The sequence below is a fragment of the Rhizobium sp. J15 genome, assembly GCF_002531825.1.
In the GTDB taxonomy this organism is placed as follows: Bacteria; Pseudomonadota; Alphaproteobacteria; order Rhizobiales; family Rhizobiaceae; genus Rhizobium.
In genome coordinates, this window is the sequence record NZ_NWSX01000019.1 from 1 (window position 1) to 20,031 (window position 20,031).

Here is a 20,031-nt window from a genome sequence, read left to right on the forward strand (position 1 = left end):
AGTGCTCGATGCCTATGGCCGTGTGCTGAACGCTTGAGACGCGACCACAAAACACTGCGCGATCATGCGGCAACTAGCAGCCGGCGCTTTTCGGCTAGAACAGGATGATTTTAGGCCGGGTCGGCCTAAAATCTGAATCCTGTTCTACATTAAAGAGTTAGAGCATGATGTCGCCCGAAAACCGCTCACACTTTTCGGCATCATGCTCTAGAGGAGGATTTCAAAATGGCGCGCATTACGCTGAGGCAGTTGCTGGATCATGCAGCGGAGGAGGGCTACGGGGTTCCCGCCTTCAATATCAACAATATGGAACAGGCGCTCGCCATCATGGAAGCCGCGGATGCGGTCCGCGCCCCCGTCATCATACAGGCATCACGCGGCGCGCGCGCCTACGCCAACGACATCATGCTCAAGCATATGATGGACGCGGTCGTCGAAATCTACCCGCACATTCCCGTCTGCGTGCATCTGGACCACGGCAACGATCCGGCCAGTTGCATGACGGCCATACAGGCTGGCTTCACCTCGGTCATGATGGACGGCTCGCTAAAAGGGGACGCCAAAACACCCGCCGATTGGGATTATAACGTCGGCGTGACCAAGAGAGTGACCGAAATGGCCCATCTCGGCGGCATTTCGGTCGAAGGCGAGCTCGGTGTACTCGGGTCTCTCGAGACCGGCATGGGGGAGGCCGAGGATGGGCACGGCGCGGAAGGCAAGCTGTCGCACGACCAGCTGTTGACGGACCCGGACGAGGCGGTGAAGTTCGTGCGCGAAACTGGCGTCGATGCACTGGCGATCGCCATGGGAACCTCGCACGGCGCCTACAAGTTCACGCGTAAGCCCGACGGTTCGGTGCTGGCGATGAATGTCATCGAGGAAATCCACCGCAAGCTGCCAAACACGCACCTCGTCATGCACGGGTCATCGTCGGTTCCGGTCGAACTTCAGCAGATTCTCAACAAATACGGCGGCCGGATGAAACCCACCTGGGGCGTGCCTGTCGAAGAAATCCAGCGCGGTATCAAGAACGGCGTGCGCAAGATCAACATCGACACGGACGGCCGTATGGCTATGACCGGGCAGATCCGCCGGGTTCTGCAAGAAGATCCGAGCGAATTCGATCCGCGCAAATATCTGAAACCGGCAATGGCCGCGCTCACCAAACTTTGCAAGGAGCGCTTCGGTCAGTTCGGAACGGACGGCATGGCGGATCGGATTACTGCCCTTCCTCTTTCGGTAATGGCAAAACGCTATGCGTCCGGCGCGCTCGATCCCAGTTTCTCGTGATTATCGGAACACGGTTACCGAAAAGCGACTGGAACTTATGTTCCGGCGGCATATTAACTGTCCAGAAAGAGTCCAACAGATTCCCTTCGGCGCCGACAATATGAACACTTATGTTTTCATGTCACGATTTGTAATGCCGAAAGGTAAATTTAATCAGTTCGTGTAATCGTGTCTCAATTCCGAGCAGCGAGTGCTTTTGGGAGGGGCAAAAATGGACAGGATACTTGCGCGGTTCAGGATTCAGACCAAAGTTATCGTACTGGTTCTGCCGCTATTGCTGACGATCGTCGCGGTGGGCGCCACCGGACTCTACGCAACGAAGGTCTTGGAAGCGCGACTGAACACATCGAATGACGTGGTCCGGCTGCTTTCGGGGTTCAAGTCCGTTTATGCCGGCATCACAACGTTTCTTCGCGAGCCCGATGATGCGGCGTTCAAGCAGGCCTCCGACATAACTGCCAAACAGATCACCGAACTCGACCGTATGATCGACGTGATTCCGGACGCCCAGGCTGCTGCTGAATTGCGGAAAGCACAGGACGCAACGCGCACGATCCTGAGCCACATAAACGAGATATGGAAACTTCGACAAGACCGTTCACAGCTGACGAACAATATTGCCGCACAACTCGACGCGCTAAATTCCGTGCAAATGGAACTTGGCAAGCACGCGTTCAAGATCGTCGCCCAAGCTGCTCAACTTGAAAACAAGCGGAAATCGAGACTCTCCGAGACGTTGATACTTCAATCGATTCTTAATGGCTGCGAAAATCTCGGAGTTCAACTACGGGCGATCGATGGCTCGTCGTTGCGTCGCGAAGGAACAACTATTCGAGCATCGTTGGAAGACCTCGCACACAAACTTTCAAAATCTGATCGTCTTCTCAATTCATTAGGTGTGAGAGACGCTTCAAGCACGGCAGACCGGATTTTGGCGTTGCTCAACCGGAATGGAGACCAAGAAACGGAGGGGCAGCCCGAGGAGTTGGCGATCGCAAACGACCTGGCTGGTTTGTCGGAAAGATTGCGGGTGCAGAGTGCCGCAGCCGTTTATCAAGCCGCTGCCGAGGTGGATGGTTCGAGCGATGGCTCGCTCGATGCCGACAAGGTCACGAAAAAGCTTCGGTCGATCGTAAGCAACAGCAGCGACATAAAAATTGCTTTCGCCAGCCTTTTGGGTGAACCGACGGAGGATAACGTCAAGGCAGTGGAGCGAACTCTCTTTGTCTATATGGGCGAGATGCGCTTGCTGACAGAGTTGGTGGCGATTGATCCCTACTTCGGTGAAATCCCGGGCAAGGTGGAGGAAATCGCCAACGAATTGCGAAAAGGCGCAGCCGGACTGGAGGCCAATCGGGCGAGTGCCGAGGGGCAGTACCGCCACGCGACTGATAAAATCAACGAGATCTGGGGCCTGATGGACGCCTTTGCGGACGCCCAGCAGCAGATGGCATTGGCCGAGCGATCGATGACGAACTCGGTGTCTCTGACATCGATGGCGATTGGATTTCTCGTCGCGATAGCGTGTGGTGTTGCACTGGTCGTCACGCTCAAACGGTCGATCGGTTCGATCACAGGCAGCATGCGGCGTCTGGCCGGCGGCTCGTTGGATATTCAGATCGATGGAGACCGGCGCAAGGATGAGATCGGCGAGATGGCGCGTGCCCTTGCTGTCTTCAAGGAAAACGCCGTTCAGAAGGTTGCCATCCAGGCGCGGACGGAAGAGCTCCATCGACTGGCCGAGTCGGAGCGGGACGCGAACGATCGCGAACGAGCTTCTACCCAGAAAAACATCGAACTGGCAGTAACATCACTTGCGGACGGGCTTAGAAACCTGGCGAGCAGAGATCTGCGGAACACCATCGAGGTCCCATTTGCTGGGGACCTGGATATTCTCAGGCGAGACTTCAATAGCACTATCAACGACCTAAGCTCGACTATGTTGGATGTCCGTGAGACGTCGGCCGAAATTCACACCAATGGCCGTCTCCTCGCAGATGCTTCCGAAGAACTTTCTCGCAGAAATGAACAGCAAGCAGGCTCGATCGAACAGACGGCGGCAGCGATCGAAGAGATCACCATCATCGTAGCCGAGGCGTCAAAACGTGCTACGAGTGCCGCAGACATCGTACAGCGCGTCAAGCTCCAAGCCGATGGTTCACTTGTTATTGTGGAAAACGCTATCGGCGCGATGTCTCGGATAAAGGAGGCATCCGATCGCATAACGAATATCGTCACGGTGATCGACAGTATAGCATTCCAGACAAACCTTCTCGCGCTAAACGCTGGAGTTGAGGCCGCCCGCGCAGGAGAAGCGGGGAAGGGATTTGCTGTCGTCGCGCACGAAGTCAGAGAACTTGCCCAACGTGCCGCTTTGGCGGCGAAAGAAATCGGCACTCTTATACATCATTCGACGACGGAGGTCGACGCGGGTGTAGACTTTGTCGAGCAAGCCGGCCACGCCCTTGATGATATTACGTTGAAGATTGGCGACGTGTCCCGAGATGTTGGGCAGTTAGCAGTCTCCAGCCAAAGTCAGGCAAAGAGCCTCAACGAGATAAACGACGCCGTAAGCAACATGGAAAGAGTGACCCAGCTGAACGCCGCAATGGCCCAGGAGGCTGGCGCGGCCACCCGCCGGCTTGCGGAGCAAGTAGACGACCTCGTTCAACTGGTCGGATCGTTTGCACTGAATGAATCGCGATTCGCTCAGGCAGAGAGGGCAGCCTAGCCTTCAGCCAGCAACCTCCATGGCGATTCAGACCTCGGCTCAGCACCCAAATAAGGATACTCCCGTTGAAGCTCGATCTAAACAAGCAGTTCTCGGCCTTTCTTTTCGATATGGATGGAACCCTTCTGACTTCCATAGCCGCTGCCGAGCGAGTTTGGGGTGCGTGGGCGAAACGCCAGGGGTTGGATCCCATCGCCTTCCTCCCGACAATGCACGGTCAACGGGCAATTGACACTATTCGGCGGCTGGAGCTTCCCGGCGTGGACCCGGAGATTGAAGCTGCAAAGGTCACAAATGCGGAGATCGACGACGTCCAGGGAGTTGTCGCGATTGCGGGAGCGGCAGAGTTCTTGGCTGCTCTTCCCACTGATCGTTGGGCGATCGTCACATCTGCTTCAAAGAAGCTCGCTCAGAGGCGACTTGAAGCCGCAGGGTTGACGATACCAGGCGTTATCGTAACCGGGGAAGATGTCGCAGTTGGTAAGCCGGACCCACAATGTTTCCTTCTAGCGGCAAGACGGCTTGGATTTCCGGCTGCGAACTGTCTCGTCTTTGAGGATGTTGAGGCAGGCGTAAAAGCCGGGCGAGCGGCAGGCGCGGACGTCGTAGTCGTCACTGCCGCTGGGCACGGTTTAGATTTACCCAACGACCCGACCATAAATGACTACACAGAGATCGTGCCGGAGGTATCTGCAGACGGATTACTGTCGATCAGACTTACCTTGCCCGACCGCGCGCCCCTAAATGGATGAATCGGTGGTTCATGATCGATTGAGACCCGAAGTCTCCGGAACCTGAAGAGGCGTGGGGACAGGGCGCGAACCCTTGCATCCGGTTACACCAGCATGCTGCAGCGGTAAAAAGGGGATAGGGTACTGCGAATAGATACTTAAAAGCATCTGCCACCTAGTTGCTTCGATCGAGAATGAGGAATTAGATTCGATCTCACTTAGAAGGGTGTGCTAACGAAGATGGCGGCGGCTTGGTTGGCGGCATCCAGAGCGGAACGGATATCACGTCCGCGGGCAAGTTCGGCGGCGAAAACGCCCGTGAACTCGTCGCCAGCTCCATGCGTGCTAACCAATTCGACTTGGATGGCACCAATCGAGAATGCATCGCCCAGCATGGTTGCGCAAGCCACGCCTTCGCCGCCTGCTGTAACCACGGCGGTCGGGAATCTGGCGGCCAACAGCCTGGCGGCGTTTTCCGCGTCTTTTAAGGTTTCGACTGTCGGAACATGGGCAAGCTGTTCCGCCTCGATGCCATTCACTATCAGCACATCCACCAGTCCCTCTAGATCCCGTGAGAGGGGCCGCGCCGGCGCGGCATTGAGAAAAACTCTTCCTCCAACGGACTTCATTGCCCGTGCCGCTGCCACGTTGGCTTGATCGGGAACTTCGTTCTGCAACACCAAGACTGCTCCCTCGACAAAGGCTTCCGAGGCGGCGTCCACGTCCCGTTGCCCAAGCTCAAGATTGCTGCCGGAGACTATGACCGCACCGTAATCGCCTTCGCTGTCAAAGATCGCGACGCTCATGCCGCTGCCGACGCCCGTCACCGTCCTCACGAACCGATGGTCCACATTGTTGCGGCCCAGGTTTTCGTGCAGGACGCGCCCGAAATCGTCATTGGCGACCGCTCCGACCATAACAGACCGAATACCGGTTTTGGCCGCCGATACGGCCTGATTGCCACCCTTGCCGCCGCATTTTGGATGCCAGCTGTCGCCCGTCACCGTCTCACCCTTGCGGGGCCGAGCCGGGCCATGCACTATAATGTCGTAGTGCAGGCTGCCGAAGACGACGACGGAGGGCGAGGGGGCGGTCATGGAAGCTTGTCCTTGCGTTTGGATGTGACGGCGGACATCGTCTTCTCGAGATTTCTCTCTGCCGCCTGGTAGTTTCTCTTGGCGACGGCCATGAATAGCGCGTCGAGGATGTTGAGTTGCGCGATCCGCGCCGCCGCGTTCTCGCCCATCAGAGGCGATCCCTGCGCCGTCGAACACAGAACGATGTCGGCAATCTGAGCCAAAGCCGATCCGCCGTAATTGGTGATGGCGATCGTCCGCGCGCCGGACTTCCGTGCGAGCTGTATCGCCTCGATCACTGCCGTGGTGTTACCCGAATGGGAAAATCCTATGGCCACGTCGTCTGCCCCAAGCAGGGAAGCCGACATCAGCATCATGTGCGAGTCGTCCTGGACATTGCAGCGGACACCGATCCTCAGGAATTTGTGAGCGACGTCCCGCGCGATTTGCGCCGAACCTCCCACACCATAGAAATCGCGTTGTCCCGGTTTCGCCAACAAATCGGCGGCGCGATCGAAGGCATCGACATCAAGGATCGCAAGGGTTTCCTCCAGCGCGTTGATCGACGTTCGGAAAACCTTCTGGATGATTTCCGCGGAACTGTCTTCCGCGGAAAGTTCCTGATGCATCTCCGCTGTCGGCAGTCTGTTGTAGCTCGAGACCGCTGTGCGGAAGTCACGGAAGCCGCTGAATCCTAGTTTCTTGGTGATCTTCACGACCATCGCCTCGGAAACCCCGGCCTCGGCCGCCAAGTCCTTGAGCGCGGTCTCTTCGGAGAAATCCCTCAGCCCGAAAACCGTCTCGACGACACGCGCCTCCAAGGGGGTGAGCTGAGGCATCATCATCCGGATGCGCGGCCCCACCGCCTTGAGATCATTTGCAGAATTCATCCCCGTCCCCTTGTGACGCGATCGATCATCATCGCGACAAGGATAATAAGGCCAGTGGCAAGAAGTTGGTAGAAGGCCTGCACGTTCATCAACGTCAATCCGTTGCGCATGGCGCCCAGAATGATCGCCCCGAGCAGCGTACCGATGACACTGCCCTTGCCGCCCATCAGCGATGCCCCGCCGATTGCCGCGGCGGCGATCGCGTCGAGCTCCCACAGGTTGCCCAGGATCGGTTCCGCGGCACCAAGCCGGCCGATGAGGATCATCGAAGCGAGTGCCGCCAGGACACCCGAGATCACATAGGCCGTGATCTTGGTAACCGCGATCGGGACACCGGCGACATATGCGGCTTCTTCGTTGCCGCCGACCGCAAGCAGATATTCGCCCAGGGGCGTCTTCTTGAGAAGCACCCAGGCCACGAGAGCGACGACCGCCACCATCACGACCGAATTTGGAACACCGGCGACGCTGCCGTTGAAAAGCGTCCGGAAGCTTTGCGGGACACCCAGCACAGGATTGCCGCCGGTATAGATGAGCGCAATCGCGCGATAGGTACTGAGCGTGCCGAGCGTCACGATGAAGGGCTGCAGTCCGGCATAGGCAACAAGCACACCATTGACGAGGCCACAAAGGACGCCGATGCCAAGCCCCGCAAAGATGGCGAGAGGAACCGGGATGCCGGCCACAAGCAGCGTCGCCGATATGACGGCTGCTATGGCCGCCGTTGGACCGACGGAGAGGTCGATGCCGCCCGAGATGATCACCAGGGTCATGCCGAGCGCCAAGCAGGCGTTGATGCTGGACTGCTGGAGAATGTTCAAGAGGTTTCTCTGCGAGAGAAAGTCGGGAGATAGCAGGCCGAAGATGATCACGATGGCGACGAGGCCGATCAGCGTGCCGGCATCGCGGACCGATAGAGATCCGACAAGTTTGCTTGATGGCGCTGCGGCATTCTCGATGCTGTGAGTCATGGGCTTTTCCTATTGGTCACGCCGTGCCAACGGGGCGCCCGGTGGTGCCGACGGCATGAGAGACGATGGTTTCTTCACTGAGCTGGTCGCGACCGAGTTCAGCCACGATAGCGCCGTCACGCATCACGAGCACACGGTCGGACACCCTCAACACCTCCGGAAGCTCGGAGGAGACGACGATCACGCAGTGCCCGTCCGCTGCGAGCTCTTCGATCAAATGGTAGATCTCGGATTTTGCGCCGACGTCGATGCCGCGGGTCGGCTCGTCAAAGAGAAGGATCCGCGAGCCCGCCGCGAGCCACCGCGCGATGATGGCCTTCTGCTGATTGCCGCCGCTGAACAACCTGATTTGGCGGTCGAGCTGAAATGGCCGCAGGTTGACGCGCTTGAGAAGGTCTCTCGCGGTCCGCCTAAGCTTGTGATGGTTGATGATACCCGCCTTGGCGAAGCGCGCTATCGAAGGCAGCGCCATGTTTGCCTTCACCGACCTCCCCGGAATGATCCCCTCCCGCTTGCGCTCTTCAGGGAGTAGCCCGATGCCGGCCGCGATCGCCGTACGAGGATTGGATAAAGTCAAGGTCGTCCCATCGACCTTAACTGTGCCGGAAGTCACCCGATCAGCGCCGGATACTGCGCGCAGAAGCTCCGTCCGGCCGGAGCCCACTAAACCTGCCACACCGAGAACCTCGCCCTTGTGGAGGTCGAAAGAGACGTCGCGGATACGATGGGTCGATAGGTTGCGGACTTCGACGCTCACCGTGCGGGTTGCGTGCGAATGGTGCTCTTCGGCCAGCAATTCGCGACCGACCATCATGGCAATGACTTCGTCCGGTGCGCTCGCCCTGAGATCGATACCCGCGCGGACGACCCTTCCGTCACGCATGACCGTCGCCCTGCGGCAGACCCGGAAGACCTCGTCCATCTTGTGGGACACATAGATGATTGACACTCCGCCGGCTGCAAGACGTTCGATGATCTCCGCCAGCCTGTCGAATTCACTGGGTGTCAGGCTCGACGTCGGTTCATCCATGGCAACGATCTTGGCTTTGTCGAGGAGCGCGCGGGCGATCTCGACGACTTGCCGCTGGGCCACCTTCAACGAAGAAATCGGCGCCGAAGGGTCGATTGCCGGATCGATCATCGCCAGGGCTTCAGCCGCTCGGCGCTCCTGCTCACGGCGATCGACGATGATGCCGCCGAGCCTGGTGAGGGAGTGACCGAGAAACATGTTCTGGGCGACGGTGAGATGGGGAACCTGCTGCAGTTCCTGATGGATCATGGCGATCCCTGCTTGGCGGGCGCTCTCCGGCTTGCGAAAATGATAGACTGTCCCATCGACCTTCACTTCGCCCTGCGTCGGCCGAAAGACGCCGGAGAGGATGCGCAGGAGCGTCGATTTTCCCGCCCCATTCTCACCGAGAAGCGCGTGAATTTCACCTGGCGCGACGTCGAAGGAGACTTCCGAGAGCGCCTTGACGCCAGGAAAGACCTTGGAAATGTCTTCGAATGTCAGTCTGTAAGGAGCCATGGAATCGAACCCTTTGAGAGTGAGGACGGCCGGCCGAGCGCCAGCCGTCCCGCCTTGGGAGGCGCTTACTTGCCTGTGGCCTTCATCAGCACCGCGCGTACATCGACACCCTGGCCCTGGAAGTCCTTGACGTTGTCCTTGGTAATCAGCGCCTGCGGCGTCGCCACAACGCGTGGCAGCTTCTGGCCCGCGACGAGGCGGAGGGCGACTTCCATCGCGACCTCGCCCGTCAGAACCGGGAAGCTGTCGACGGTGCCTGTGAGCTCACCGGCTTCGATCGACTTGTAGGCGTCCGAGATACCGTCGGTGCCGAAGACCACGACCTTGTCCTGCAGGCCGGCCGCCTTCACGGCTTCGACGACGCCGAGCGCCATGCCGTCGTTGTTGCAGTAGAAGCCAACGAGATCCGGATGCTGCTGGAGGATGGTGGTCGCCGCGTCGTAGGACATCTGCCGATCCCAGTTGCCGGGAACGCTTGCGACAACGGTGAACTTGCCGCCTTCCTCGATCGTGCTTTTGAAGCCGCTGGTGCGCTGCACGGCAGCATAGACGCCCGCCTGGCCTTCGATGATCGCTACCTTGCCGCCGTTCGGGCGGTTTTCGACGAACCACTTGGCGACGCGGACGCCATTGTCGCGCTGCACATTGCCGACGTAATGCTCCGCCTGTGGGATCACCGCATCGTTGACATTGACGACCGGTACATTGGCCGCCTTGGCCTGTTCCATGACGGGCTGAAGATTGGCATCGGTCTGTGGGGAGACGAGCAGAACATTGTAGCCCTGTGTGACCATGCCTTCGGCGATCGTCAGCTGGCCGAGCTGGTCGCCTTCGCTCTGGGCGGCCTGATAGGCCACGGTCGCACCAAGCTTGTCCGCGAACTTCTGATAGCCCTTGCCGAGGGAGCGCCAGTATTCATTGGTCAGCGTCTTGGAGACACCGCCGACCTTGAGACCCTCAGGCAATTTCGGCAGCGGGCCGAGCTTGGCGTCAAGGTCGGACCAGTCCATGCGGTCCGGCTCGGAGTCCGAGTTGAGCGGCTTCAGTTCCTGCGCTGTCGCGATGCCAGCACAAAGGGTGGCGGCGAGAGCCGCGGCAAACAATCTCTTCATGGAATTCCTCCCGGGGTTAAGTCTGTTCAGTGGTCCGCGCCGAGCATCAACTCCTGTACGATGGCCTGCGTGGAAACGGCGTCCTGTCGGTCAATCGCGCTCGAAAGGCGACTGTCCTGCTCGAGGCGGTCGACGACCCTCAACATCCTTTGGACGGTCTGGATGTTGACCTCGCATTCGCGGACCGGGTCGAGACCGGTCAAGTCGGGGAAAGTGTCGAAGTAGATCGCGCCGTTATAGCCGTCCCGTCGAATCTGGCGGAGCAATTCGACGGTCTGCAGCGTGTGAACGGCGCCGACCATCAGCCCGTCGTCTCGCTTGGCGTACCCATCGTTCAGATGGACGCCGAGAATCCGGCTGTGACGCGCGATCAGGGCCGCTGCAAAGGAGGGCTGTTCATCGGCGTAAAGTACATGGGCGAAGTCGAGCGTGACCCCGAGATTCTCCGTCCCGACTTCCTTGATAGCGAGCAGCGTCGTCGCTGCATCAGGCAGCAGGCTGTAGGAGCGTGGCTCGTTTGGTTTGTATTCGATGGAAATCAGGCAATCTGGATCATGTCGACAAACTTCACGAATTCCTTCAATTTCGTGTTGCCACATGGCGGCATAATCGGCCTGGAAGGCGTAATCGAAACCATCCTGGCCGAGCCAGATGGTCATCAGATTTACGCCGGCCTCGCGGGCTGCATCGATTCCCTTCTTCGTCAGATCGATCGCTTCGCGGCGAACCGCTTCTTCGGGATGGGTGAACGCGCCGAGCTTGAAGTCCGGATTTGTGTAGTACCGCATGGCGAAGCCGTTGATCGACAGGCCGAGATCACTGAGCTTCCGGCCTAACTCGGCGGGATTGTCGTTCACGTGATCGGGGTAATTCAAGTCGAGGTCGGTCAATCCCTGGACGCGGGCCGCACGCTGCGCCATCTGCGTGACGGACGGCTTTCCGGACTGCCCCGGCCAGGCAAGGTGCGCACCAGAGGCGAAGGAATTCAATCTTGTGGCAAAACGTGTCCGGCTCAAGGCATTCGTCCTATTTTTGAGTCTCCGCACTACTTTACATCGATTTATAATATTGTGAAGTGAATTTCGCGCCTGGACTTAGTTTTGTCCGTAAGCCGGCTTGGCGTTTGCGGCACGATTCACCGAGTTGGCGATAGGACCCATTCGAAGCCAAGCGTTCATCTGGGACATAGAAGGACGCGTGCCGCTCGCAGTTCCATAATTCCGCTTATGCAATGTTATGATATAACGGATTACGTCCAAGTGCTTCGTGCCGACAAGTTCGCGGCTGCCACTTCCAGGCTTAAGCAGCCTGATCTGCCGCAACAGCGACCAGTTCTTCCACAGCAAATCTAAGGCTATCGCTCAGCTTTCGATCTTTTTGCCAGACAACGACATAATGATACACGGCCCCCGGTTGGAACGGCCGAGACTCCACGCCAAAACTGGCATATTCCTTCGCAATAATCTCATTCGTGATCGAAACGCCGATACCTGTCATGACATAGCCGATATCGTGGCCGTTGGCGTCATATTCCACGGCGATATCGGGCGCAGTTCCCATATATCGAAGGGCATTGACGCTCATTTGGTGAGACGCAAACTGCGGGTCGATGTCGATGATAGGCTCGCCGACAAGATCTTCCGCGGTGACAACCTGCTGTGTCGTAAATCGATGGTTTGATGGAAAAAGACACACGTTGGTGGCCGAGCCGATCGGCATCCAATCAAGGGTGCGTTCATCGATAGGCAAGCGAGAGATGCCAAGGTCCGAGCGACCGTTCAACACGTGAGCTGCGATTTGCTCATATGTGCCTGTCTTCACCTGGACGGCGTAAGAACGGCTCCTCTCCCGGATCCTTCGGACGACCCTCGGCAGCGTTGAAAATGAAAAAGCATTTGGCGCCGCGATCCCGATCAGCCGCGTGTCGTTGCTCCGCAAAAACTCGATTGAGGGCCCGATGCGATCAAGACCAGTAAAAGCAGCATCGATGGTGCGCAGAAACTCCCAGGCCTTAGCTGTTGGGACCAGTCTGTTATTTTCCCGGCGGAAAAGTCCGAAGCCGATCGTCTCCTCCAGTTGCTTGATGTTCTGGCTGACCGCCGGCTGCGTTATTTTCAACACCTGCGCGGCAAGCCTTTCCGACCCGGCACGCATGACCTCGCGCAGGATTTGAAGTTGGCGAACCTTCACTCCGGAGCCGGTGATCTCCATGGCTTACATCCCTTGGCGTAGTTCCAGAAGGCACGAACTGCATGCCCCAGAACAACGGCCCGTAGCAAAGCGTGATCATCAGCAGGCTGACGATGACAAGACGTTTCTTATCTGCCTTAGCGACCGCCTTTCGTTGCCCTCTCGCCCAAGCCAATGCGATGAAGACGGCACCTGCCACCATGAATCGCGTTGCGGCAAACATCATCGGCGGCACCGTTTGCACGCCTAGCTTGACGGCGACCCAGGTCAAACCCCAAACGAAGCACAAAACGACAAATTTCAGCATATTGCGGGGAGACGACATTTGCCCGGCCTTGCATTGTAACGGTTAAAGGTTATTTATACCGTTACAACCTGGTTGCTCAGGAGTTGTTCCAGGCATGTCTACCTCGACAGCTGATATGCGCCTCAGCGGCGGTCATCCGGCCCTCGACCTCGCCAATACCGTCGATAGCAGGCGTGACCGCTGGGGGCCGGACCTCCTGGGGTCATTCGCGGATTTGCTTATCCTGGCCGAACGGCTCGGCCGCATCGATCAGTACGCCGCATCACGACTTCGCAGGCAGATGGAAAGCGACCCCGCGAAGGCCGCTGACGCGCTGGCGGACGCTCTCGCGCTGCGTGAATCGATATACCGGCTCTTTCTTTCCGAGGAGACCGGGCAACGCTCCCCGATCGACGATCTCCGCTTCTTGGAGGATCGTGCGCGTCTCGGCCGGGTCCATCAGGTCCTTGCGGCAAAAGGCGTCGGTTACTTGTGGACGTTGCCTTTCGACGACCTTTGCCAGCTGACTCAGCTCTTTGCGATCGAGGCGGTCGAACTGTTGATCGAGCGCGATCGGCGGCGGTCGGTACGAGAGTGCAAGGGCAACAATTGTGGATGGCTGTTTCTGGATCATTCCAAGAGCGGACGACGAATTTGGTGCTCTGACGCGACATGCGGCAGCCACACGCGCATCAAGCGCTTCCGATCCCGAATGAAGGCAATTTAGCTGGTGGGGCCGAGGCGCTCCGCACGAAGAAATTCCAAAAGAGACGGCCGGAACGGCGGAAAAGCTCCATTTGCGGAGGCACCTGCATCCTTTTCTCCAACATGGACGAACATGATGCTCGCCGAGGGGCGCTTCCAACGGGAACCCGCGTCTTCAGTCTGTCGGACTTAAGGTCCTCAGATCCGTCAAGGATGTTGGCCCGGCGCTCAAAGATAGGCTCGCGAAAAGAATACCGCGGTTGTCAAAAGGGCGACCGCAAGGGTTAGCATCCGAACGATCGGTGATGGCAGCCTACGTCCGACATGCGCTCCGATCCACCCGCCGATAACAGCTCCGAAGGTCATGGCGATGCACTGTTGCCAGACGATTGCCCCGGCCATTACGAAGACGATTACGGCGACCGCGTTTGCGGCAGTGACCATCACCATTCTTGTCGGATTCAGGCTCTTGATCTCCCCGCCCCCAAATACGCTCCATGCCGCAAGCATCATGAGACCCACTGCGCCGCCAAAATAGCCGCCGTAAAGACCGAGAAGAAACTGAACCGCTACGAAGGCTGGAATATTTGGACGTGCCTGCGTCTGGAGCTTGACGCTGAGCCTTGGCCCTGCGCCCAGCATCAATGTCGCCACCAGCAAAAGCCACGGCAGAATTCCGTCGAAAATCCTGGATGGGGTCAGCAGCAATAAAAGGCTTCCGGCCACACCACCCAACACCGTCACGATGGCGATGGCGGCGACATTGACACCACACACACTCTTAACGCCGTCGCGGTAGACCCACGAACTCGCCATTCCGCCGGGAAACAAGGCTAAGGTGCTTGTCGCGTTTGCGGCAACCGACGGCACGCCGACCGATATCAGCGCAGGCAGGGATACGAACGACCCGCCACCCGCCAACGCATTCATGCTGCCTGCCAACAAGCCGGCCAAAAAAAGAAGAATGACATCAGTCACTTCCAGGTTACCTCAGCGTTTGCATTCCGCCAGCCCAGCGACAAGGCGCCACGTCTGCCTCTTACGGATGGTACGCTGCCACAAGTCTCGATCCTGAGGGAAGAGGGCTTGATCGAGCGGAAAGTCTACTCACACCTACTGCTCCCTCCATCGACGAACCGTCGCTTACTAGCGCACCTCTTCTACCGGACAACAGGGTTTGAGTTCAGACAAGCGCTGCTTGTCAGCTCGAAACCGGTTTCCCAGTCGCGCAAGCTTTGAAATGAAAGCCGAAGCCGTCGTTCAGCGTAGACCAATATTTGGCGTTGAGCCCCTTCCTGACGCGCTTTTTCTCCTCGAAATCAGTCTCGTGAAGGTCGCAGCGGTCAGTTGCGGCTGCAACAGGCTCCAGTCTATTCGGATTACGCAGCCGACGGCGCATCGGTTGGATTCAGCCACTTTGGCTTAGGAACCGCCCTTAGCAGGGCGTGTGTGTACGCATGTTGCGGCGCGCCGAACAGTGTCGAAGTCGGACCCTCCTCGACAATCCTTCCCTGCTTCATCACCAAGATTCGATCGGCAAAATGCCGCACAATCGGCAGGTCGTGAGTGATGAAGATATAGGAGAGGCCGAGCCGCGTGCGAAGATCGGCGAGCAGATCGATCACCTGTGCCTGGATTGAGACATCAAGGGCGGAGACCGCCTCGTCGCAGACGATCAGTTCCGGCTCGCTCGCCAGCGCCCGGGCAATGGCGATACGCTGACGCTGGCCGCCGGAGAACTGGTGTGGGTAGCGCTCGGCATGTTCCGGCCGCAGGCCGACCAGCTCAAGAAGTTCCGCGACACGGTCTCGCCACTTGCTCCTGGGCAGGAGGTCACGATGGATCGCCCAAGGCTCCGAGATGATGGCTCGGACGTTCATGCGCGGGTTCATAGAACCATATGGATCCTGAAAGACCATCTGGACCTTACGCCTGAATGCTACGAGGCGCTTCCCGTTCATCTCGAAGATGTTTTCGCCTGCATAGATCGCTTTGCCGGAACTTGGTTCGTTGAGCCGCAGCAGAATGCGTGCGATGCTCGACTTGCCTGAACCCGACTCCCCGACGATGCCGAGCGTCTCACCTTTCCTAACCTCAAAACAGACGTCGTCGACGGCCTTGAAACTGCGCTTTGCGGCGAAGGCGCCGGATCCAAGTGTATATTCCTTTGTTAGGCGCTCGACCTTGAGAAGCGTCTCGCTTGCCACATCCGTCGATCGCCTGTGTGATGCTTCCGCCGCCTCGCCATGCGGGAGTGCGGCGATCAGGCGGCGCGTATAAGGGTGTTGCGGGCGGTCGAACACCTCTTGGGCGAGACCGGATTCGACAATTTTCCCGCCATTCATGACGATGATCCGGTCGGCCATGGATGCGGCGACCTCGAGATCGTGGGTAATCATGACAAGCGCCATGCCGGTCTCGCGCTGGAGGTCGCGCAGGAGATCGAGAATCTGCGCCTGGACGCTGACGTCCAGCGCCGTCGTGGGCTCGTCGGCGATGAGAATGTCAGGCTTCAACGCAATTGCCATGGCGATCATCACGCGCTGCCGCTGGCCGCCGGAGAATTGATGCGGATAAAAATCTACCCGGCTTTCCGGCTCGGGGATGCCGACGCGTCGCAGCAACTCTATAGCGTTGGCCCGTGCCTGCCTGCCATGTGCGGCATCATGGCTCTCGAACACCTCCCCGATTTGCCGTCCAACGGTGTAGACGGGATTGAGATAGGCAAGCGGATCCTGAAAGATCATCGCGATCCGACGGCCGTTGATGTTTCGGCGATCCTCCGTATTCAGGCGTGACAGCTCGACGCCATCGAAGACGCACGATCCACCGACGATATCGCCAGGCGGACAGTCGACGAGGTCCATCACCGTGCTGGTGCTGACGCTCTTGCCCGAGCCGCTTTCGCCGAGAATAACGAGTGTCTCGCCTTGGTTGACATGAAAGGAGACGTTGTCGACCGCACGAACCGGCGCGTCATTCGAGAGAAAGTCGACGGTGAGCCCATCTAACTTGAGGATCGGCCGTTCATCTTTGGCAATGGAATCGGGCGCGTTCGTCATCGGGCGGCCTTTCGCAAAGTCTGCAGACGCCAGCGTTGTTGCGGATCAGCGGCGGTTCTGGCCCAGTTCGACAGGATGTTGAGAGACAGCGTCGTCAGCATGATGGCGAGGCCTGGCCAGAAGGCAATCCACCAGGCGGTGGAAAGATAGCCGCGTCCATTTGCAACCATTGCGCCCCAGGTGAAATCCGGAGGTTGGACGCCGAGGCCCAGAAAACTTAGTGCCGACTCCGACAGAATGACTGTGGCAAAGTCTATGGCGGCGATCGTTACCAAAGTAGGCAGGACGAGCGGCGCGATATGCCGCAAGATGATCCGCACGGAGCCAGCACCCATGGAGCGAGCCGCGCTGACGAACATGCGCTCGCGCAGTTCCAGCACCTCGGCACGTGCCGTCCTGAGATAGATCGGCATGCGGGTAATGGCGAGCACGATGACGAGATTGGTGATGCTCGGGCCAAGCGTATAGAGCACGATCAGCGCCAGAAGCAGCGATGGAAAGCTCATCACGATATCGGCGAGGCGCAGGATCAGATGACTGTACCATCGTTCGGAGTAGCCGGCGACAAGACCGAGTGTGCCGCCGACCAGCATCGAGGAAAAGACCGCCGCAGCGGCAATGCCGAGGGTGCTCTGCGCGCCGACGATCAGCCTGGCGAGTATCGGCCGACCGAGAGTGTCGGCGCCGAGAAAGTAGACCCAGGCGTGGTCCAGCGAAAAGGGAGGAAGATTGCGCTGGCGCAACCCAAGCCGCGACGCGGCGTCGCCGACGATCCATGGGCCAAGGATGGCCGCCAAGACAAAAAGCGCAAGGAAGATTGCCGCAGCCAGCGCCAGCCTGTCTCGCCGCAAATAGGAAAGCAGGACCCGGCTGGTTCCGGGAGTTGCCGCAGGCTTGGCATCAGGAGTGATGATCGTCATGGCTCAATACCGGATGCGCGGATCGAGAAATGCATAGAGCAGATCGATCGCAATGTTCAGGATGAAGATGGCAGTCGCCGTAACCAGGATCGTCGACTGGACAACGGCAAAATCACGCTGGATGATCGAGTCGATCATCAACTTACCGATGCCCGGCCAACCGAAAATAGACTCCACGACAACGGCGCCGTTGACGAGACCTGTGGCGAGGTCGCCGGCGACCGTCACCACGGGTAGAAGCGAATTGCGCAGCGCGTGGCCGAAGATGATCTTCTGCCGGCGAACCCCTTTGGCGCGTGCGGTCTTGATATAGGGCGAGGCAAGTGCCGACAGCATGGTGCCGCGTACGACCTGGACAAGAAGTCCGAAGGGCCGGAGCATCAGGACGAAGATCGGCATGATCCAATGGGCACCGGTGCCGGTGCCGGATGTTGGCAGAACCTCCAGTCCGACCGCGAAGAGCAGAATGCCGACGATCGCGATCCAGAAGTCCGGAGCGCTTGCACCGGCCAGGGAAGCGAGGCTGGCGATACGGTCGAAAAGGCTGCCGGGACGTGCTGCGGCGAGCGATCCGACGAGGATTGCCAGCGCCGTCGAAAGCGTGATCGCAACGACAGCAAGTTTCAGCGTCTCCGGAAAGGCCTGGAGCGCCACCTCCATCGCCGAGCGGTTCTGGCGCAGCGACTGGCCGAAATCAAGGTGCAGCAGGTCCTTCAGATATTCCGTGAACTGCCAGGGGATGGGCTGATCAAGGCCGTTCAATTTCGCAAATGCAGCGCGCGCCTCGGCCGTCGCGTCGAGCGGCAGATACAGGGCAGACGGGTCGCCGGTGAGCCGCGTCAGGAAGAAAACCAGCGTCAGTAGGCCGATGACCGACAGGATGCTGTGGGACGCACGGCGCCCTATATAGCTGAACATTTCCGATGCCCTTCGTGCGTATCGCGTAGAAGCATGTCAGATCGGTTCGCAGGGTGGCGCCAGCCACCCTGCCCATCGCTTCGATCAATCCTTGAGGCGGATATTGGCCAGCGGGATCTCGCTGTTGGTCGTGATGTCCGGCTTCCAATCAAGTCGGGCGCCGACACGGGTATAGCCAATCATGTGGAACATCGGGATGTCCGCGACCACCTTCTTGCGTGCCTTGTCGAAGATCGTCTGGAAGCTCTTGGTGCGGTCTTCGCCGGTGGCCGCGAGCGCCGCGTCGACCTCCTTGTCGAGCGCCGGGTCGGCGAGCGTCGCATAGTTGCCACTCGAACGATAGAAGATCGGGATCGTAAAGGCGGCATCACCCTTGTTGTTGTCGTGCATCATCTGCAAGAGATTGGCGCCGCGCTCCGCTGGGAACGGCTTCTGCAGGTATCTGAGCCAGTCGGCGACGTCGAGCATCGTCAGCTTGACGTTTAGGCCAGCGGCCTGCCACATCGTCATCATGGCTTCCATCGCCTCCGAACCGTTCGGATAGATGCCGTTGCGGCCGATGAGCTTGATTTCGGTGTCGACCGCAACGCCGTCGGCAGCCGCCTCCTTGAGAAGCTTCCTTGCCTCATCCGGGTTGTAGGGCCACGCTTCGAGCGCATTGTCGTGGCCGTTGATCCCCGGAACGACCATCTGTGAGGCCCGCTTGACATCGTCCCCGAAAAGCTGGGCGAGGCCTTCCCAATCGATCGCTAGATTGAGCGCCTTGCGCACGCGCGGGTCGTCAAGCGGCGGCTGGGCAGTATCGATACGGATTGCCGTCGTTTCCGAATTCAGATAGGCGAAGTCTGTATCCGGGTTGCTCGCGTCCTGGATGGCGATAGAGGGCGTCAGATCCGCTTCGCCGGTCTCGACCATGGCGGCGCGGATCGAGGATTCAGGACGCCAGACGTAGGTCGCCTTGGTAAACTCCGGCTTCTCGCCCCAGTAGCCGTCAAAGGCATCGAGCACAACGGTCTGCGGCGAGAAGGTCGAAAGCTTGAAGGGACCTGTCCCGATCGGATCGTTAACCGGTTTGTCCTCGGGCGTTTTCGGCGAGACGACCATGACCACGCTCAACAGCGTCGGGAGAATGGGCTGGGGTTTATCCGACTTGATCTCGACGGTCAGATCGTCGACGGCCGTCACCGTCAGCTTCGCATCGCCGAATTTGGCGATATTGCTGCAAGTGATCTTGCCACCGGTCATGCGGTTGATGGAGAAGATGACCGCTTGTGCGTTGAAGTCCGAGCCGTCCTGGAATTTCACCCCGTCGCGCAGTTTGAGCCGCCAGGTTACCGGATCGAGCTGGGTCCATTCGGTGGCAAGCTTCGGCTGCGGCTGGCCGGTCTTGGCATCGATGACGGTCAGCGGCTCGACGACATTTTGGCTGAGGATTTGCCCGACATTGGTAATGATGGTGCCGCAGGGCTCCAGGTTTGCAGGCTGTTCCGGCAGGACGATGCGGATTTCCGCCCCTGTCTGCGCGGTCGCAGATGATACTGCGCCCGCCATCAGGATGACGGACGCCATCGCAAATACGCTTATCCTCTTCATGTTTACCTCCCTTGTTGATTGCATCCGT

At 58.8% G+C, this 20,031-nt stretch carries 16 protein-coding genes and 1 pseudogene; 4 read left to right on the plus strand and 13 right to left on the minus strand.

What is annotated here, in order from left to right:
* The first annotated feature begins 225 nt into the window (after positions 1 to 225).
* The 3 genes from fba to CO670_RS17620 all read left to right on the plus strand — a co-directional run bounded on the left by fba (position 226) and on the right by CO670_RS17620 (position 4,773).
* On the plus strand, positions 226 to 1,290 hold the full coding sequence (gene fba, locus CO670_RS17610; protein ID WP_097591428.1) for a class II fructose-bisphosphate aldolase: 1,065 nt from the start codon (positions 226 to 228) through the stop codon (positions 1,288 to 1,290).
* Between the two features lie 211 nt (positions 1,291 to 1,501).
* Complete coding sequence (locus tag CO670_RS17615; protein WP_097591429.1) at positions 1,502 to 4,021, plus strand: HAMP domain-containing methyl-accepting chemotaxis protein; 2,520 nt, start codon at positions 1,502 to 1,504, stop codon at positions 4,019 to 4,021.
* A gap of 110 nt (positions 4,022 to 4,131) precedes the next feature.
* The gene (locus CO670_RS17620) at positions 4,132 to 4,773 is read left to right on the plus strand and encodes an HAD-IA family hydrolase (RefSeq protein WP_097591506.1); all 642 of its coding nucleotides are present in this window, start codon (positions 4,132 to 4,134) and stop codon (positions 4,771 to 4,773) included.
* 197 nt (positions 4,774 to 4,970) lie between these two features.
* On the opposite strand, the gene CO670_RS17625 is transcribed toward CO670_RS17620, so the two are convergent.
* The 8 genes and pseudogenes from CO670_RS17625 to CO670_RS17660 all read right to left on the minus strand — a co-directional run.
* Entirely contained in the window at positions 4,971 to 5,849 is an 879-nt protein-coding gene (locus tag CO670_RS17625) for a ribokinase (protein WP_097591430.1), read from the minus strand.
* Complete coding sequence (locus tag CO670_RS17630; RefSeq protein ID WP_097591431.1) at positions 5,846 to 6,718, minus strand: MurR/RpiR family transcriptional regulator; 873 nt, start codon at positions 6,716 to 6,718, stop codon at positions 5,846 to 5,848. Before CO670_RS17630 ends, CO670_RS17625 begins: the two co-directional genes overlap by 4 nt.
* Complete coding sequence (locus CO670_RS17635; protein ID WP_097591432.1) at positions 6,715 to 7,689, minus strand: ABC transporter permease; 975 nt, start codon at positions 7,687 to 7,689, stop codon at positions 6,715 to 6,717. Before CO670_RS17635 ends, CO670_RS17630 begins: the two co-directional genes overlap by 4 nt.
* Positions 7,690 to 7,705: 16 nt before the next feature.
* On the minus strand, positions 7,706 to 9,217 hold the full coding sequence (locus CO670_RS17640; protein WP_097591433.1) for a sugar ABC transporter ATP-binding protein: 1,512 nt from the start codon (positions 9,215 to 9,217) through the stop codon (positions 7,706 to 7,708).
* A gap of 65 nt (positions 9,218 to 9,282) precedes the next feature.
* The gene (locus tag CO670_RS17645; RefSeq protein WP_097591434.1) at positions 9,283 to 10,329 is read right to left on the minus strand and encodes a substrate-binding domain-containing protein; all 1,047 of its coding nucleotides are present in this window, start codon (positions 10,327 to 10,329) and stop codon (positions 9,283 to 9,285) included.
* Positions 10,330 to 10,355: 26 nt separating this feature from the next.
* Entirely contained in the window at positions 10,356 to 11,345 is a 990-nt protein-coding gene (locus CO670_RS17650) for a sugar phosphate isomerase/epimerase family protein (protein WP_097591435.1), read from the minus strand.
* Positions 11,346 to 11,628: 283 nt separating this feature from the next.
* Positions 11,629 to 12,540, minus strand: a complete 912-nt coding sequence (locus CO670_RS17655; protein ID WP_097591436.1) for a LysR family transcriptional regulator — start codon at positions 12,538 to 12,540, stop codon at positions 11,629 to 11,631.
* A gap of 79 nt (positions 12,541 to 12,619) precedes the next feature.
* Positions 12,620 to 12,844: pseudogene (locus CO670_RS17660) on the minus strand (EamA family transporter); the annotation flags it as partial.
* A gap of 76 nt (positions 12,845 to 12,920) precedes the next feature.
* Between CO670_RS17660 and CO670_RS17665 the strand changes: the two are divergent.
* Positions 12,921 to 13,532, plus strand: a complete 612-nt coding sequence (locus tag CO670_RS17665) for a CGNR zinc finger domain-containing protein (protein WP_097591437.1) — start codon at positions 12,921 to 12,923, stop codon at positions 13,530 to 13,532.
* A gap of 206 nt (positions 13,533 to 13,738) precedes the next feature.
* Here CO670_RS17665 and CO670_RS17670 read toward each other — a convergent pair whose 3' ends face one another.
* From CO670_RS17670 to CO670_RS17690, 5 genes are all read right to left on the minus strand, one after another.
* A complete protein-coding gene (locus tag CO670_RS17670; protein ID WP_097591438.1) occupies positions 13,739 to 14,488 on the minus strand; it encodes a sulfite exporter TauE/SafE family protein in 750 nt (249 codons plus the stop codon).
* Positions 14,489 to 14,889: 401 nt separating this feature from the next.
* Positions 14,890 to 16,572: an ABC transporter ATP-binding protein gene (locus tag CO670_RS17675; protein ID WP_176538972.1), complete on the minus strand. Its 1,683-nt coding sequence runs from the start codon at positions 16,570 to 16,572 to the stop codon at positions 14,890 to 14,892.
* A complete protein-coding gene (locus CO670_RS17680) occupies positions 16,569 to 17,492 on the minus strand; it encodes an ABC transporter permease (protein WP_097591439.1) in 924 nt (307 codons plus the stop codon). The genes CO670_RS17675 and CO670_RS17680 overlap by 4 nt, the downstream gene beginning before the upstream one ends.
* Positions 17,493 to 17,495: 3 nt before the next feature.
* Positions 17,496 to 18,410, minus strand: coding sequence for an ABC transporter permease (locus tag CO670_RS17685; RefSeq protein WP_097591440.1), 915 nt, complete (start codon positions 18,408 to 18,410; stop codon positions 17,496 to 17,498).
* Between the two features lie 84 nt (positions 18,411 to 18,494).
* Complete coding sequence (locus tag CO670_RS17690) at positions 18,495 to 20,003, minus strand: ABC transporter substrate-binding protein (RefSeq protein WP_097591441.1); 1,509 nt, start codon at positions 20,001 to 20,003, stop codon at positions 18,495 to 18,497.
* Positions 20,004 to 20,031 lie beyond the last annotated feature (28 nt).

Coding starts and splice junctions, on each gene's coding strand:
- CO670_RS17645 (WP_097591434.1), bottom strand. CDS start 10,329: ATGAAGAGATTGTTTGCCGCGGCTCTCGCCGCCACCCTTTGTGCTGGC.
- CO670_RS17630 (WP_097591431.1), bottom strand. CDS start 6,718: ATGAATTCTGCAAATGATCTCAAGGCGGTGGGGCCGCGCATCCGGATG.
- CO670_RS17635 (WP_097591432.1), bottom strand. CDS start 7,689: ATGACTCACAGCATCGAGAATGCCGCAGCGCCATCAAGCAAACTTGTC.
- CO670_RS17640 (WP_097591433.1), bottom strand. CDS start 9,217: ATGGCTCCTTACAGACTGACATTCGAAGACATTTCCAAGGTCTTTCCT.
- CO670_RS17685 (WP_097591440.1), bottom strand. CDS start 18,410: ATGTTCAGCTATATAGGGCGCCGTGCGTCCCACAGCATCCTGTCGGTC.
- CO670_RS17620 (WP_097591506.1), top strand. CDS start 4,132: ATGGATGGAACCCTTCTGACTTCCATAGCCGCTGCCGAGCGAGTTTGG.
- CO670_RS17680 (WP_097591439.1), bottom strand. CDS start 17,492: ATGACGATCATCACTCCTGATGCCAAGCCTGCGGCAACTCCCGGAACC.
- CO670_RS17665 (WP_097591437.1), top strand. CDS start 12,921: ATGTCTACCTCGACAGCTGATATGCGCCTCAGCGGCGGTCATCCGGCC.
- CO670_RS17615 (WP_097591429.1), top strand. CDS start 1,502: ATGGACAGGATACTTGCGCGGTTCAGGATTCAGACCAAAGTTATCGTA.
- CO670_RS17625 (WP_097591430.1), bottom strand. CDS start 5,849: ATGACCGCCCCCTCGCCCTCCGTCGTCGTCTTCGGCAGCCTGCACTAC.
- fba (WP_097591428.1), top strand. CDS start 226: ATGGCGCGCATTACGCTGAGGCAGTTGCTGGATCATGCAGCGGAGGAG.
- CO670_RS17655 (WP_097591436.1), bottom strand. CDS start 12,540: ATGGAGATCACCGGCTCCGGAGTGAAGGTTCGCCAACTTCAAATCCTG.
- CO670_RS17690 (WP_097591441.1), bottom strand. CDS start 20,003: ATGAAGAGGATAAGCGTATTTGCGATGGCGTCCGTCATCCTGATGGCG.
- CO670_RS17675 (WP_176538972.1), bottom strand. CDS start 16,572: ATGACGAACGCGCCCGATTCCATTGCCAAAGATGAACGGCCGATCCTC.